We start from the raw sequence: 14,198 nt of genomic DNA on the forward strand, positions 1-14,198 counted from the left end.
ACCTACTTGTGGCGAGGGAGCTTGCTCCCGCTGGAGTGCGCAGCGCTCCCAATACAGTCGCCGGTATATGCCTGATACACCGCGACTACAGGTTTTGGGGCCGCTTCGCAGCCCAGCGGGAGCAAGCTCCCTCGCCACAGGTGATGGTGGTCATGCCGTTAGAAATCCTTGCAGAGCCGCAGGGCGTCGTAGATCGCAGCGTGGGTATTGCGCTGCGCCACGCAGTCGCCGATGCGGAACAGCAAGTAGCCGTCGCCGGTGCTGCTCAGCGAAGGTTGCGGCTGGATCGCGAACAGCGCTTCCACGTCGATCTGGCCCTTGTTGCGCGAACCCTCTTTGAGCGCGTAGTAGATTTCCTCGTCCGGACGCACGCCGTTTTCCACCACCACCTGATCGACCACCCGCTCCTCTTTGGCGCCGGTGTATTCGTTCTCCAGCACCGCCACCAGCTTGTCGCCTTCGCGGTAGACCTTCTCCAGCATCATGTCGCCGGTCATGATCACTTCTTTGGGGTACATGCTGCGGTAGTAGGTCGGGAATGAGGTGCCGCCAATGGCCACGCCCGGCTTGATGTCGTCGGTGACAATCTCGACCTGGCTGCCCTTGTCGGCGAGGAAGTCGGCGACCGACATCCCGGTGAACTCGCAAATGGTGTCGTAGACCAGCACGTTCTTGCCCGGCGCGACCTTGCCGTCGAGCACGTCCCAGCTGCTGACCACCAACCCTTCGGCGGCGCCCCAGTGTTCGTTCTGCTCAAGGAATGGATGCCCACCGACCGCCAGCACCACCACGTCCGGACGCAGATCGAGGATGGTTGCCGCATCGGCCGCAGTGCCCAGACGCAGGTCGACTTTCAGCCGCGCCAGCTCCAGCTGGAACCAGCGGGTGATCCCGGCGATCTGGTCACGCTGCGGCGCTTTCGAGGCGGTGGTGATCTGCCCGCCGATGAATTCTTTCTTCTCGAACAGGGTCACGTCGTGGCCACGTTCGGCTGAGACGCGTGCTGCTTCCATCCCGGCTGGCCCGGCACCGACGATCACAACCTTGCGTTTCGGCCCGGTGGACTTTTCGATGATGTGCGGCACGCCCATGTATTCACGGGAGGTCGCGGCGTTCTGGATGCACAGCACGTCCAGACCTTGATACTGACGGTCGATGCAATAGTTGGCACCGACGCACTGTTTGATCTGGTCGATCTGGCCCATCTTGATCTTGGCGATCAGGTGCGGGTCGGCGATGTGCGCGCGGGTCATGCCGACCATGTCGACATAACCACCCTCAAGGATGCGCGTAGCCTGGTTCGGGTCCTTGATGTTCTGCGCGTGCAGCACCGGCACCTTGACCACTTCCTTGATCCCGGCCGCCAGGTGCAGGAACGGCTCCGGCGGATAACTCATGTTCGGAATCACGTTGGCCAGGGTGTTGTGGGTGTCGCAACCCGAGCCGACCACGCCGATGAAATCGAGCATGCCGGTGTCGTCGTAATACTTGGCGATCTGCTTCATGTCCTCGTGGGACAGACCGTCCGGGTGGAACTCGTCACCGCAGATGCGCATGCCGACGCAGAAGTCGTCACCGACCTCGGCGCGTACGGCTTTCAGCACTTCCAGACCAAACTTCATCCGGCCTTCGAAGGTGCCGCCCCATTCGTCAGTTCGCTTGTTGACCCGCGGGCTCCAGAACTGGTCGATCATGTGCTGGTGCACGGCGGACAGCTCGACACCGTCCAGGCCACCGGCCTTGGCGCGGCGCGCAGCTTGCGCGTAGTTGCCGATCACCCGCCAGATCTCTTCCGGCTCGATGGTCTTGCAGGTCGCACGGTGCACCGGTTCACGGATGCCCGACGGCGACATCAGGGTCGGCCAGTGAAAACCGTCCCAACGTGAGCGGCGGCCCATGTGGGTAATCTGGATCATGATCTTGGCGCCGTGCTTGTGCATGGCGTCGGCGAGATTCTGGAAGTGCGGGATGATCCGGTCGGTGGACAGGTTGACCGAACTCCACCATTGCTGCGGGCTGTCGATGGCGACCACCGACGAACCGCCGCAGATCGCCAGGCCGATGCCGCCCTTGGCTTTCTCTTCGTAGTATTTGACGTAGCGCTCGGTGGTCATGCCACCGTCAGTCGCGTAGACCTCAGCGTGCGCGGTGCTGAGCACGCGGTTGCGGATGGTCAGTTTGCCGATCTGGATCGGCTGGAACATAGCTTCGAAAGCCATGGCGGTCTCCTCAAATCGTTAAAAAACTACTGCGCTCGACCATGCTGCGTTGAAGTCAGACTCGAAATGCTCATTGACTAAAGTCAACTCCGCTTTCTCGCCTGACTTCGCCTTGCCTGGCCTTCGCTCGCTACGTTTTTTCAACGATTTGCTTATTGTTTAGGTTTGACGGTGAACAGGCCGTCGTCGTGGCCTTCTTCGGAGCCACCGTAGACTTGCTCGGCAACCGTACGAATCTTGCTGCCGCGAGCGGCGAGGATCTGGTCCATGGCGCCGGCAAACCAGCCGGTGAACATGTAGTCGACCTTGCGCCCGACCTTGCCGTAGACGTAGACGAACGCCGAGTGTTCGAGCTTGACGCTGGCGGTGCCTTTGTCGAGGTCGATGTCCTGAATCTTGAACAGGCCCCAGCCGCGTTGCGACAGACGTTTCATGTAGTGCTCGAACACCGCGACGCCTTCCAGGCCGTGGCATTCGGCTTCTTTTTCGCACCAGTGCCAAGCGGACTTGTAGCCGGCCTTGTAGAGAATCTCGGCATAGGCGTCGGCGCCCAGCACTTCCTCGATGCCCATGTGGTTATTGACGAAAAAGTGGCGTGGCACGTAGAGCATCGGCAGGGCGTCGGAGGTCCAGACACCGGTTTCGCTGTCGACTTCGATTGGCAATTGCGGGGCGATCTTGGCCATGGAAACTTAACTCCAGAAAAATTTAGATTCAGTGTTGGCCGCTGCCCTCACCCCAGCCCTCTCCCCGAGGGAGAGGGGGCAGATCGGCGGCGGTCTTGAGTAAGCGTTACTCGCCCCAGACGTCTTTGAGGACGTTGACCCAGTTCTCGCCCATGATCTTGCGCACCACACGCTCGGAATGGCCGCGCTTGAGCAGGGTTTCGGTCAGGTTCGGGAATTCGCCGACGGTGCGGATGCCCAGCGGGTTGATGATCTTGCCGAAGCTGGTCAGACGACGGGCGTAGCCCTTGTCGTGGGTTAGGTATTCGAAGAAGTCCTGGCCGTGACCCTGGGTGAAGTCGGTGCCGATGCCGATGGCGTCTTCGCCGACGATGTTCATGGTGTATTCAATGGCTTCGGCGTAATCGTCGATGGTCGAATCGATGCCCTTGGCGAGGAATGGCGCGAACATGGTCACGCCGACAAAACCGCCGTGGTCAGCAATGAACTTCAGTTCAGCATCGGACTTGTTGCGCGGGTGCTCTTTGAGACCCGACGGCAGGCAGTGGGAATAGCAGACCGGTTTTTTCGATTCGAGGATGACTTCTTCGGATGTCTTGGAACCGACGTGGGACAGGTCGCACATGACGCCGACGCGGTTCATCTCGGCGACTATTTCGCGACCGAAACCCGACAGGCCGCCGTCACGCTCGTAGCAACCGGTGCCGACCAGGTTCTGGGTGTTGTAGCACATCTGCACGATGCCGACGCCGAGCTGCTTGAACACCTCGACATAGCCGATCTGGTCTTCAAACGCGTGGGCATTCTGGAAGCCAAAGAGGATGCCGGTCTTGCCCTGCTCCTTGGCGCGACGGATGTCGGCGGTGGTGCGCACCGGCATCACCAGGTCGCTGTTTTCGCGGATCAGCTTCTGGCTGGCGGCAATATTGTTCACGGTCGCCTGAAAGCCTTCCCACACCGACACGGTGCAGTTGGCCGCCGTCAGACCGCCCTTGCGCATGTCTTCGAACAGCTCGCGGTTCCATTTGGCAATGATCAGACCGTCGATAACGATGCTGTCGGCGTGTAATTCGGCTGGGCTCATCAGGCGTCCCCTTATTGGCGATTCATGCGCCGAATCGTCTGCCGGCGCTTTGGGGCCAGCATATGCCTCGGTGCCGGGGCGACCGGGTGCAAAAACGACAGGGGAATTGCCGAAAGCGTCAATCCGCGACAAAGGGTCGCCAGGCGCTCCGATCAGCCACCTGTTCAAGCCCGCCAGCTTGAGCCAGAATCTGGCGCATCTTGGATACACCACTGGATTAGAGCGGCGACAACCATGAAATCGATCTTCCTGGCTTTGGCACTGATGGCGACCGGCGTACACGCCGCCGAAGACACCGACAACAACCCGTGCGACGCGGTGGAAAACGACGTCCAGACCCTGGAATGCTCGACCTACAGCCGCACCACCGCCGAAGACCTGCTCAAGGACAACTACGCCAGCCTCAACGAACGCATGCAGGCCACCTACGGCAAAAACGCCGCGCAACTGGCCGACATCACCGCCAAACTCAAAACCGCCCAGCAACAATGGCTGAAAACCCGCGACGCCGATTGCGCGGTAGAAGCGTTCCCGGCCACCGAAGGCAGCAAGGCGTTCAAGATTGCGCAGAATGATTGTGTGGCGCGGATGAGTGACGAACGGTCGGAGTTTTTGGAGTCGATTGGGCAGGAGTGAGTCTCCTTATTCCGTATATCGTTGTAAGCGGTGACTTTACTATTTTCAGGAGCGATTGAATAAAAATGGAACAGGAAGATATTCTCGAAGACGCACTCTTTCATCAATCCGGAATTAGTGAGACGGATCGAATAGATCGACTGCTGAGCCACGCAAAATCCGCAGACAGCCTTAGCCTAATCCCAGCGACTCTAAAAACATACTCTTTCGTTTGTGTAGATAAAACGCCGATCTTGACCCTAGACGAGACGAAGACCAAAGCGTTCCTTAAGATCATCAGTTTTTTCCTGCACAAAAAATATTTAACGCTCGAGAGACTGGAAGTTGAAGGACATGAAGGTAAGAGCACTCGTTTACCAAGCCTCTCGCTCGTCAGCCTCAAAAGAATAGTAAACTCCCCCAAAATACTATTCATTCAAAAAGACTTTCTCCAAGCACACTCAAAAATAACTGAAATTCTTAAGAGCTACATCCAACAGTTAGAAAGCATTTCGACTGATGCTATTTTTATACTGGCAGAAACTTCTGAAAAACCCCTGACTACTCATGGAATAGACTTGGAGTCCTTGACTCGAGCTGGCGGTATTGTTCATAAAAACGATGCACTAAAGACGGCAAACTCAAGCACACTCTTAATCGAAGGCGTTCTAGATTCAATTATTCAACAAAAAAATATTTTATTGACGATTAGGCAGGGTTCATTCCCGTCACTATCCAATAAAATTGATGCCCTGAATAAAGCTGGAACCTTATCCCCAACCACACTCGATGGTCTGAATCATTTAAGAGCTGTCAGAAACAGCTTGACTCATAGTTCATGGAACAATCTCGAAATCGCAAATAAAAACACGGAAAACCATATAAGAAGATTTGTCGCTCACACCTACTTATGCATGCCAAAATCAAAACGACGCGGATTTACAAATGCATGTAAAGGAAAGTTTTCAGCGTCCATTCTATTTCTACACGAGTCCCTATTAGCGGAAGGAAATCTACCCCCTTCTGTAGGAAAGCTTGAACAAGACATTATTGGATATGATAAAAGCCGTGCACAAAAACGTTGGGATTCACTTTTCCAATGGTGATCTCACACAACTTTCATACCTGGGTTCATTTTCATAATTTTCGCGGTGCCTGGCATCTTCATCTAAAGGGATTCACATGAACATCTGCGGTATCGAAATCAAAGGCAGTGAAGCGATCATCGCGGTGGCGTCCCTTGACAGTTCCGTGCTGAGCCATGTCGCTCTGAGCACCAGGAAAATCGCGCTGGACGATGACGACGAGGCGGCCAACGTCAAATTGTTCGCCGCGAAGGTCGCGTCGTTCGTGCGTGAGAACTGCATCGATCGCATCGCGATCAAGAAGCGCAGCAAGAAGGGCGAGTTTGCCGGCGGGCCGACCACGTTCAAGATCGAGGCCGTGTTTCAGTTGCTGGACGACTGCGAGGTGACGCTACTGTCGCCGCAGACGATCAACGCCCAGGCCAAGAAGCACAATTACGAGCTGCCCGGGACGTTGAACAAATACCAACATGAAGCTTACAAGGTTGCTTGCACTTGCATCATAAGGCATACCAATTAAATAAAACCAAGTGCAAGCATTTTAATCAGCAATTGCCTTGAATAGCTCTTGCTGAAGACCTTCTGCTGCGCCGTCAACACTTTTTCCTTTTTTAACTGAAGTGGGCCTGCACTTGAGAGCTTTGGATTTCACATCGACTGCCAGGCTCGCCCCCTTCAACTTATCTCGTGTCACTTCTTCTACATCAACGATTTCCGAGCAAAGTGCTTTGATCGCAGAGACCGTTGACTCGTCATTTAGACTAACAAACGCTTCAATACTTGCACAAATTTGCTTAATTTTCTTCGAATTCAATTGAGGGATAGTAGGACCGCAGACATAGTATTTGATAGCCATAATAATATGCCATCTCAGCTTTCCGTATTTGGCTTCAATCTTACCATTACCCAGCAGCAGTTTGACTCTATAAAGAGTGTAGGCTGCCACATGATAAATCTCTTCATGATAGCTACGATCAAAGACTAAAGCCTTCATCTCGCCTGTGAGCCTATTAGGGTACCTGCTAGCAATATCTGGCTTATCTAGAAACATTGCCGCCACACAGCGTGCAATTTCTTTTATATCAAACACCCTGATGGCTTTGACATTATCCTGGCCAGCAAACTGATTTTTTCTGCGCTCCAGATACAAGCGGTATTCTTCATCTGCCCCACGAGCATCAAAATACCGTTCCAACGCCTTGATAGAATCCAACGTAGCAAGAAACTGACTCTCCTCCACTTTGGCTTGGCGATTTGTTGATCTGACAATATCGTCAACCACAGAAGGATCTGAAGTTTCAACTATCTTCAGCATCAATATTGCATCATCAGTTACAAGATCACGATGCTCAAAAAGAATATTTGATGTTTGACAACCATTTACTATCTGAAAGTCCTTGAGAAAAATTTCCAACCCAGCAATGCGGATATCTGGAGATATGATTGTGATGCCATTGTTCAGAACCCCGAAACGCTTCTGTTTTATTGAGTCCTTCAGAGTATCTGAAATCTCAGTATTTACCTCACCGTCAACTCCGATAAAGTCCCTTACATTATCGTCAAAAATTCGCTGCCGCAGTCGATCATTTTTATCTGCAAGAATCTGTTTTATAAAATCAACGGCTTTAACAGTTACTACATACCCCTCATCTATTCCGGGAGCCTTTGGAAATGCCGCCTGTCCAAGAATAGGCAATGTTGCCTCTACTTGCCCCTCTGCCGCACCCCACATTTCAACTATGGTATCTCTGTTTGAAAGAGTCACGTCGACATGATTAAAGTACCCGGTATTACCCAAAGAACTCTTCAATGCTTTTTGGGCCGCTAGAATCTCCCTATCTTCTGAAGACCTCGCAGTAGTCGCAAAATAGCAATGTGCATTGGGCTTGCCATCGCGCATTTTTCCGACATGAGAAAGTATAGACTCAAACACTTCCCGACAGGTGTTGACATATTCACTATGAGGGTATTCTGGATCCTCCGATAGAAAATCCAGAATCGCAGACTGAAAAGTATTTATCTCCGACTTTGACCAAGACTCGGAAGTCTTTGCCTGTACAAAAATAACTGTAACTTCCGCATCGCGCCTACGCGCATTAAATACGTCATCGACTTCCTCAACCGAGGAAACATACACATCGTCGACAAACATCATTATTCCGTCGATCCCTGGATCATCGCCCTCGTATACAAGTTCCTTGGGATCAACGGAGTCCGCACACATGGTTCTGAAAATGGCAAAGTTTACAAACGCTTCGAAATTTTTCGAGACGTCATCGTATTTTCCATACCTAGTCGTAAAATCATTCAAATGTGCTGCTACTACGCGATGCATAGAACGTCCCTTTACAAGTACCGGCTCATGAAATCGCAAACAGTAGCCAAAAGCCACTATTCAGTCTAGCTCTATTCCTTGTCTATCAGAAGAACTCACTCGTATCGACATCAGCAAAATCAAATAATACGAGTTCGCTCTGACGTCGCACGCCGGTCTTCGCGGGGGCACCGGGCAAATTTCGCCCGGTAGCTGCGGGTGAAATACGACGGCGATTCAAAGCCGCAGGCGATGCTCACTTCGAGCACGCTCATATCGGTCTGGCGCAACAGCTGCCGGGCCTTCTCCAATCGCAGGCGCAGATAAAAATTGCTCGGCGTATCGTTCAGGTGCAGCCGAAACAAGCGCTCCAGTTGCCGCCGCGTCACCTTGATCGATTCCGCCAGTTGCAGCGTGGTCAGCGGTGGCTCGCTGTGTTGCTCCATCTCGCCAATCACCTGCACCAGTTTCTTGTTGCTGATGCCGTAGCGCGTGGCGACTTCCATGCGCTGGTGGTCCTTGCGCGGTCGGATCCGCCCCAATACGAACTGCTCGCTGACCTGAATCGCCAGTTGCGGGCCATGGGCCTGGGCGATCAGGTCGAGCATCAAATCGATGGACGCCGTACCGCCCGCCGAGGTGATGCGCCGCCGATCGATTTCGAACAGTTCCTGGGTCACGCTGAGCTGTGGATAAGATTCCTTGAACGCATCGATGGCCTCCCAGTGCAGGGTCAGGCGATGGCCGTCGAGCAGGCCGGCTTCGGCGAGGACGAAACTGCCGGTGTCGATGGCGCCGAGGGTCACGCCTTCGTTGTCCAGCCGTCGCAGCCAGTGCTCAAGGGTTGGCGTGGCGAACTTCAGCGGTTCGAACCCGGCCACCACCAACAGCGTCGCGCCTTTCTTCAGCGGCTCCAGCGCCGCGTCGGCGTTGACCGACATGCCATTGCTCGCCAGCACCGCCCCGCCATCGGCGCTTAGCACGTGCCAGCGGTACAGCTCGCCACGAAAGCGGTTGGCCACCCGCAGCGGTTCGATCGCGGAGATAAAGCCGATGGCGGAAAACCCCGGCATCAGCAGAAAGTAGAAATCCTGGGACATGTGCGCACTCGGTTAGCGGGTAGCGTGGATCGTTGATACGCCGATTGTCATCAGCGTTCAAGCGCACAGGTCGCTACAGTGCAAATGCCAGTCGCCGCAGTGCGCTTTCACGGGGCCGTTGCTGCGTAACTTTGCATCACCGGCACGCCAGATGCCGGAACTCACAATAACGACCTGCCGAGGAACCCGACATGAAACGACTGATCAGCAGCTGTGTTCTTGCACTCAGCGGTACCGCTTTCCTGAGCGCCAGCGTCATGGCGGCCGAACCCGCCTCGTGCCAGAACGTGCGCATGGGCGTGGTCAACTGGACCGACGTGATCGCCACCAGTGCCATGACCCAGGTCCTGCTCGACGGCCTCGGCTACAGCACCAAACAAACCAGCGCCTCCCAGCAGATCATCTTCGCCGGGATCCGCGATCAGCGGCTGGATCTGTTCCTCGGTTACTGGAACCCGCTGATGACCCAGACCATCACCCCGTTCGTCGACGCCAATCAGGTCAAGGTCCTGCCGGCGCCGAGCCTGAAGGACGCCCGCGCGACTTTGGCCGTGCCGACCTATCTGGCGGACAAGGGCCTGAAAACCTTCGCCGACATCGCCAAGTTCGAGAAGGAACTGGGCGGCAAGATCTACGGCATCGAACCGGGTTCGGGCGCCAATACACAGATCAAGGCGATGATCGCCAAGAACCAGTTCGGCCTCGGCAAATTCCAGCTGGTCGAGTCCAGCGAAGCCGGAATGCTCGCCGCCGTCGACCGCGCCGTACGCCGCAAGGAAGCCGTGGTGTTTTTCGGCTGGGCGCCGCACCCGATGAACGTCAACGTCAAGATGACTTATCTCACCGGCAGCGACGACGCCCTCGGCCCGAACGAAGGCATGGCCACGGTGTGGACCGTCACCGCGCCGAAGTACGCCGAACAGTGCCCGAACATCGGCCGCCTGCTGAGCAACCTAACGTTCACCGCCGAAGACGAGAGCCGGATGATGCAACCGCTGCTCGACCACAAGGATGCCTTCGAGTCGGCCAAACAGTGGCTCAAGGATCACCCCGAAGACAAGCAGCGCTGGCTTGACGGTGTGACCACTTTCGACGGCAAACCGGCCGCTGAAAATCTGCAACTGACCAGCAAATAAATCACCCCGAATAAACGCTTCGCAGCCCCGAAAAGGGCTGCGGACAGACCCATCACGCCTGAAGGAAACCGCACCATGAACCACGACGTCATCATCACCTGCGCACTCACCGGTGCTGGCGACACGACCGCCAAAAGCCCCCACGTGCCGGTCACCCCAAAACAGATCGCCGCGGCTGCAGTAGAAGCGGCCAAGGCCGGCGCCACCGTCGTCCATTGCCATGTGCGCGACCCGCAGACCGGCAAGTTCAGCCGTGACGTGGCGCTGTACCGCGAAGTGATGGAGCGCATCCGCGAGGCCGATGTCGACATCATCGTCAACCTCACCGCTGGGATGGGCGGCGACCTGGAAATCGGTGCCGGCGAGCACCCGATGGAGTTCGGCCCGAACACCGACCTGGTCGGCCCGCTGACCCGTCTGGCCCACGTTGAAGAACTGCTGCCGGAAATCTGCACCCTCGATTGCGGCACGCTGAACTTCGGCGACGGCGACACCATTTACGTCTCGACCCCGGCGCAACTGCGCGCCGGCGCCAAGCGCATCACCGAGCTGGGGGTGAAGGCCGAGCTGGAAATTTTCGACACCGGTCACCTGTGGTTCGCCAAGCAGATGATCAAGGAAGGCCTGCTCGACAACCCGCTGTTCCAGCTATGCCTGGGCATCCCGTGGGGCGCCCCCGCCGACACCACCACCATGAAAGCCATGGTCGACAACCTGCCCGCCGATGCGGTGTGGGCCGGGTTCGGCATCGGCCGCATGCAGATGCCGATGGCCGCGCAAGCGGTGCTGCTCGGCGGCAACGTGCGGGTCGGCCTGGAAGACAACCTGTGGCTGGACAAGGGTGTGCTGGCCACCAACGGCCAACTGGTCGAACGCGCCACCGAGATCCTCAGCCGCCTCGGCGCCCGCGTGCTGACCCCGGCTGAAGGCCGCAAGAAGATGGGCCTGACCCAGCGCGGCTGACCTCAGCCAAAAAAATGGGGCCCTGACTGCCCCCCAAACTTCACCTGTAGGAGCTGCCGCAGGCTGCGATCTTTTGATCTTGCTTCAAACAATCAAAATCAAAAGATCGCAGCCTGCGGCAGCTCCTACAGGAAACACTTTCTTCAGGGAGTTCCCATGAGCTTTATCACCGACATCAAAACCTTCGCCGCCCTCGGCAGCGGTGTCATCGGCAGCGGCTGGGTCGCGCGTGCCCTCGCCCATGGCCTCGACGTGGTGGCCTGGGACCCGGCGCCCGGCGCAGAAGCTGCGCTGCGCAAACGCGTGGCGAATGCCTGGGGCGCGCTGGAGAAAAACGGTCTGGCGCCCGGTGCTTCGCAGGACCGTCTGCGCTTTGTCGCGACCATCGAAGAATGCGTGCGCGATGCCGACTTCATCCAGGAAAGTGCTCCGGAACGCCTCGAGCTGAAACTGGAACTGCACAGCAAAATCAGCGCGGCGGCCAAACCCAATGCGCTGATCGGCTCCAGCACTTCGGGCCTGTTGCCAAGCGAGTTCTACGAGAGCTCGACCCACCCTGAGCGCTGCGTGGTCGGTCACCCGTTCAACCCGGTTTACCTGTTGCCGCTGGTGGAAGTGGTCGGCGGCAAGAACACCGCACCGGAAGCGGTGCAAGCGGCGATGAAAGTCTACGAATCCCTCGGCATGCGCCCGCTGCATGTGCGCAAGGAAGTGCCGGGGTTTATCGCTGACCGTTTACTCGAAGCGTTGTGGCGTGAGGCGCTGCATCTGGTCAACGACGGGGTGGCGACCACTGGTGAGATCGACGATGCGATACGGTTTGGTGCCGGGCTGCGTTGGTCGTTCATGGGCACGTTCCTGACCTATACGCTGGCCGGTGGTGACGCTGGGATGCGTCATTTCATGTCGCAGTTCGGCCCGGCGTTGCAGTTGCCATGGACCTACCTGCCGGCACCGGAGCTGACCGACAAGCTGATAGATGACGTGGTCGATGGCACCAGCGATCAGCTCGGTCGCCACAGCATTGCGGCGCTGGAGCGCTATCGTGATGACTGCCTGCTGGCGGTGCTGGAGGCGGTGAAGACCACCAAGGAAAAGCACGGGATGAGTTTCAGCGAGTAATCGCCTTCCCCTGTGGCGAGGGAGCTTGCTCCCGCTCGGCCGCGAAGCGGTCGTAAAACCAGTGAATGCTGTCTGACCGACGCACCGCGATCAGAGGTTTTGGGGCTGCTGCGCAGCCCAGCGGGAGCAAGCTCCCTCGCCACAATGTGCATTACGCCAGCGATCTATGGAGTTCAACCATGCCCACTCTCACCACCTACCAAACCACCATCATCCCCGACTGGGTCGACTACAACGGCCATCTGCGCGACGCCTTCTACCTGTTGATCTTCAGCTACGCCACCGACGCGCTGATGGACCGTCTCGGCATGGACAGCAACAACCGCGAAGCCAGCGGCCACTCGCTGTTCACCCTCGAACTGCATCTGAATTATCTGCACGAAGTGAAGCTCGACGCCGAGGTCGAGGTGCGCACGAAGATCATCGGTCACGACAGTAAACGCCTGCACCTCTATCACAGCCTGCACCTGGCCGGCGGCGACCAGGAACTGGCCGGCAACGAGCAGATGCTGCTGCACGTCGATCTCACCGGCCCGCGCTCGGCACCGTTCACCGCCGATACCCTGAGCCGTCTGCAAGCCATCGTCGCCGAGCAAGTCGATCTGCCCGCCCCGGCTTACATCGGCCGTGTCATCGCTCTGCCACCCGCCCGTTAATCCCTCCCACGCAAGGAGCCGCCATGCACACCGCTGCCGCTGTTGCCGATTTCCGTACTTATCCGTTGATCAGCGCGCTGAGCGGCGTGCAGAACCTGGCGGATCGCGTGTCGATTGCCTGGGCCGATGGCCGCATCAGCCCGTTTCATCATGTCTGGTTGCGGGACAACTGTCCGTGCGAGCAGTGCGTCTACACCGTCACTCGCGAGCAGGTGTTCGAGATCGTCGATGCCGCAGCCGACCTCAAACCTGCCGCCGCCCATATCGACAGCGACGGCTGCCTGCGCATCGACTGGCAGGACGGTCACCAGAGCCGCTTCGACCCCGGCTGGTTGCGCGCGCACGCCTATGACGAGCAATCGCGCGCGGAACGGTTGGCAGGCAAACCCAAAGCGTATCTGTGGCGCAGCGATCTGCAGTTGCCGGTGTTCGACTACGCCGCACTGATGAACGACAACGGCGCGCTGCTGCAATGGCTGATCGCGGTGCGCGACATCGGCCTGACGCAAGTACGCGGCGTGCCCACCGAACCGGGATCGCTGAAGCTGATCGCACAGCGCATTTCGTTCATCCGCGAGAGCAACTTCGGCGTGCTGTTCAACGTGCAGTCCAAGGCCGATGCCGACAGCAACGCCTACACCGCTTTCAACCTGCCGTTGCACACCGACTTGCCGACTCGCGAACTGCAACCGGGTCTGCAATTTCTGCATTGCCTGGTGAATGATGCCGAGGGTGGCGAGAGTATTTTCGTCGATGGTTTTGCGATTGCCGATGCTTTGCGTCAGGAAGCACCGGAGCTGTTCCAGGCGCTGTGCGAAATCCCCGTGGAGTTTCGCAACAAGGACCGCCACAGCGACTATCGCTGCCTGGCGCCGATCATTGCGCTGGACGCGTTGGGCCGGGTTGCGGAGATGCGCATGGCGAACTTTCTGCGCGGTGCATTCGATACATCGGTGGAGCAAATGCCGCTGCTGTACCGGGCCTATCGGCGCTTGATTGCGATGACCCGTGAGCCACGTTTTCGCCTGATGCAGCGACTCAATCCGGGTGAACTGTGGTGCTTCGATAATCGCCGCACGCTGCATGCGCGCAACGCATTTGATCCTGCCAGCGGGGCGCGGCATTTCCAGGGCTGCTACATCGATCGGGATGAGTTGTTGTCGCGGATTCTGGTGTTGCAACGCTAGAAAAGATCGCAGCCTTCGGCAGCTCCTACAG

General features: G+C 57.2%; 13 protein-coding genes. 8 read left to right on the forward strand and 5 right to left on the reverse strand.

Going from position 1 to position 14,198, the window contains the following annotated elements; all coding sequences use genetic code 11:
* Positions 1 to 158: 158 nt before the first annotated feature.
* The 3 genes from dgcA to ABV589_RS12450 form a co-directional block, all read right to left on the reverse strand.
* Positions 159 to 2,219 carry a dimethylglycine demethylation protein DgcA gene (gene dgcA / locus ABV589_RS12440; protein WP_367086022.1) on the reverse strand — a complete coding sequence of 687 codons (2,061 nt, stop codon included), beginning with the start codon at positions 2,217 to 2,219 and terminating at the stop codon, positions 159 to 161.
* Between the two features lie 152 nt (positions 2,220 to 2,371).
* Complete coding sequence (locus ABV589_RS12445; protein WP_108589013.1) at positions 2,372 to 2,905, reverse strand: DUF5943 domain-containing protein; 534 nt, start codon at positions 2,903 to 2,905, stop codon at positions 2,372 to 2,374.
* Positions 2,906 to 3,011: 106 nt separating this feature from the next.
* Positions 3,012 to 3,989 carry a dipeptidase gene (locus tag ABV589_RS12450; RefSeq protein WP_007962626.1) on the reverse strand — a complete coding sequence of 326 codons (978 nt, stop codon included), beginning with the start codon at positions 3,987 to 3,989 and terminating at the stop codon, positions 3,012 to 3,014.
* Positions 3,990 to 4,223: 234 nt separating this feature from the next.
* Here ABV589_RS12450 and ABV589_RS12455 point away from each other — a divergent pair, with 234 nt between their 5' ends.
* From ABV589_RS12455 to ABV589_RS12465, 3 genes are all read left to right on the forward strand, one after another.
* Positions 4,224 to 4,625, forward strand: a complete 402-nt coding sequence (locus tag ABV589_RS12455; protein ID WP_367086023.1) for a lysozyme inhibitor LprI family protein — start codon at positions 4,224 to 4,226, stop codon at positions 4,623 to 4,625.
* Positions 4,626 to 4,690: 65 nt separating this feature from the next.
* Complete coding sequence (locus ABV589_RS12460; protein WP_367086024.1) at positions 4,691 to 5,710, forward strand: hypothetical protein; 1,020 nt, start codon at positions 4,691 to 4,693, stop codon at positions 5,708 to 5,710.
* Positions 5,711 to 5,786: 76 nt separating this feature from the next.
* On the forward strand, positions 5,787 to 6,209 hold the full coding sequence (locus tag ABV589_RS12465) for a DUF3010 family protein (RefSeq protein WP_367086025.1): 423 nt from the start codon (positions 5,787 to 5,789) through the stop codon (positions 6,207 to 6,209).
* Positions 6,210 to 6,230: 21 nt separating this feature from the next.
* Here ABV589_RS12465 and ABV589_RS12470 read toward each other — a convergent pair whose 3' ends face one another.
* Together ABV589_RS12470 and ABV589_RS12475 are read right to left on the reverse strand one after the other, a co-directional pair.
* Positions 6,231 to 8,024 (reverse strand): AIPR family protein, encoded by a 1,794-nt coding sequence (locus tag ABV589_RS12470; protein WP_367086026.1) that lies wholly within the window; start codon positions 8,022 to 8,024, stop codon positions 6,231 to 6,233.
* 119 nt (positions 8,025 to 8,143) lie between these two features.
* Positions 8,144 to 9,103, reverse strand: coding sequence for a GlxA family transcriptional regulator (locus ABV589_RS12475; protein ID WP_367086027.1), 960 nt, complete (start codon positions 9,101 to 9,103; stop codon positions 8,144 to 8,146).
* Between the two features lie 191 nt (positions 9,104 to 9,294).
* Between ABV589_RS12475 and ABV589_RS12480 the strand changes: the two genes are divergently transcribed.
* From ABV589_RS12480 to ABV589_RS12500, 5 genes are all read left to right on the forward strand, one after another.
* Positions 9,295 to 10,239 (forward strand): choline ABC transporter substrate-binding protein, encoded by a 945-nt coding sequence (locus ABV589_RS12480; RefSeq protein ID WP_367086028.1) that lies wholly within the window; start codon positions 9,295 to 9,297, stop codon positions 10,237 to 10,239.
* 75 nt (positions 10,240 to 10,314) lie between these two features.
* A complete protein-coding gene (locus tag ABV589_RS12485; protein WP_007962632.1) occupies positions 10,315 to 11,202 on the forward strand; it encodes a 3-keto-5-aminohexanoate cleavage protein in 888 nt (295 codons plus the stop codon).
* 156 nt (positions 11,203 to 11,358) lie between these two features.
* Positions 11,359 to 12,324 carry an L-carnitine dehydrogenase gene (locus tag ABV589_RS12490; protein WP_367086029.1) on the forward strand — a complete coding sequence of 322 codons (966 nt, stop codon included), beginning with the start codon at positions 11,359 to 11,361 and terminating at the stop codon, positions 12,322 to 12,324.
* A gap of 179 nt (positions 12,325 to 12,503) precedes the next feature.
* Positions 12,504 to 12,980 carry a thioesterase family protein gene (locus tag ABV589_RS12495; protein ID WP_367086030.1) on the forward strand — a complete coding sequence of 159 codons (477 nt, stop codon included), beginning with the start codon at positions 12,504 to 12,506 and terminating at the stop codon, positions 12,978 to 12,980.
* Positions 12,981 to 13,003: 23 nt separating this feature from the next.
* Positions 13,004 to 14,167, forward strand: coding sequence for a gamma-butyrobetaine dioxygenase (locus ABV589_RS12500; RefSeq protein WP_367086031.1), 1,164 nt, complete (start codon positions 13,004 to 13,006; stop codon positions 14,165 to 14,167).
* The last annotated feature ends 31 nt before the right edge of the window (positions 14,168 to 14,198 follow it).

Source organism: Pseudomonas sp. HOU2, from assembly GCF_040729435.1.
In the GTDB taxonomy this organism is placed as follows: domain Bacteria; phylum Pseudomonadota; class Gammaproteobacteria; order Pseudomonadales; family Pseudomonadaceae; genus Aquipseudomonas.

Excerpts from the sequence above, each read along its gene's own strand:
- ABV589_RS12475 (WP_367086027.1), bottom strand. The coding sequence starts at position 9,103 with ATGTCCCAGGATTTCTACTTTCTGCTGATGCCGGGGTTTTCCGCCATC.
- ABV589_RS12450 (WP_007962626.1), bottom strand. The coding sequence starts at position 3,989 with ATGAGCCCAGCCGAATTACACGCCGACAGCATCGTTATCGACGGTCTG.
- ABV589_RS12470 (WP_367086026.1), bottom strand. The coding sequence starts at position 8,024 with ATGCATCGCGTAGTAGCAGCACATTTGAATGATTTTACGACTAGGTAT.
- ABV589_RS12485 (WP_007962632.1), top strand. The coding sequence starts at position 10,315 with ATGAACCACGACGTCATCATCACCTGCGCACTCACCGGTGCTGGCGAC.
- ABV589_RS12495 (WP_367086030.1), top strand. The coding sequence starts at position 12,504 with ATGCCCACTCTCACCACCTACCAAACCACCATCATCCCCGACTGGGTC.
- ABV589_RS12445 (WP_108589013.1), bottom strand. The coding sequence starts at position 2,905 with ATGGCCAAGATCGCCCCGCAATTGCCAATCGAAGTCGACAGCGAAACC.
- ABV589_RS12460 (WP_367086024.1), top strand. The coding sequence starts at position 4,691 with ATGGAACAGGAAGATATTCTCGAAGACGCACTCTTTCATCAATCCGGA.
- ABV589_RS12455 (WP_367086023.1), top strand. The coding sequence starts at position 4,224 with ATGAAATCGATCTTCCTGGCTTTGGCACTGATGGCGACCGGCGTACAC.
- ABV589_RS12500 (WP_367086031.1), top strand. The coding sequence starts at position 13,004 with ATGCACACCGCTGCCGCTGTTGCCGATTTCCGTACTTATCCGTTGATC.
- ABV589_RS12480 (WP_367086028.1), top strand. The coding sequence starts at position 9,295 with ATGAAACGACTGATCAGCAGCTGTGTTCTTGCACTCAGCGGTACCGCT.
- dgcA (WP_367086022.1), bottom strand. The coding sequence starts at position 2,219 with ATGGCTTTCGAAGCTATGTTCCAGCCGATCCAGATCGGCAAACTGACC.
- ABV589_RS12465 (WP_367086025.1), top strand. The coding sequence starts at position 5,787 with ATGAACATCTGCGGTATCGAAATCAAAGGCAGTGAAGCGATCATCGCG.
- ABV589_RS12490 (WP_367086029.1), top strand. The coding sequence starts at position 11,359 with ATGAGCTTTATCACCGACATCAAAACCTTCGCCGCCCTCGGCAGCGGT.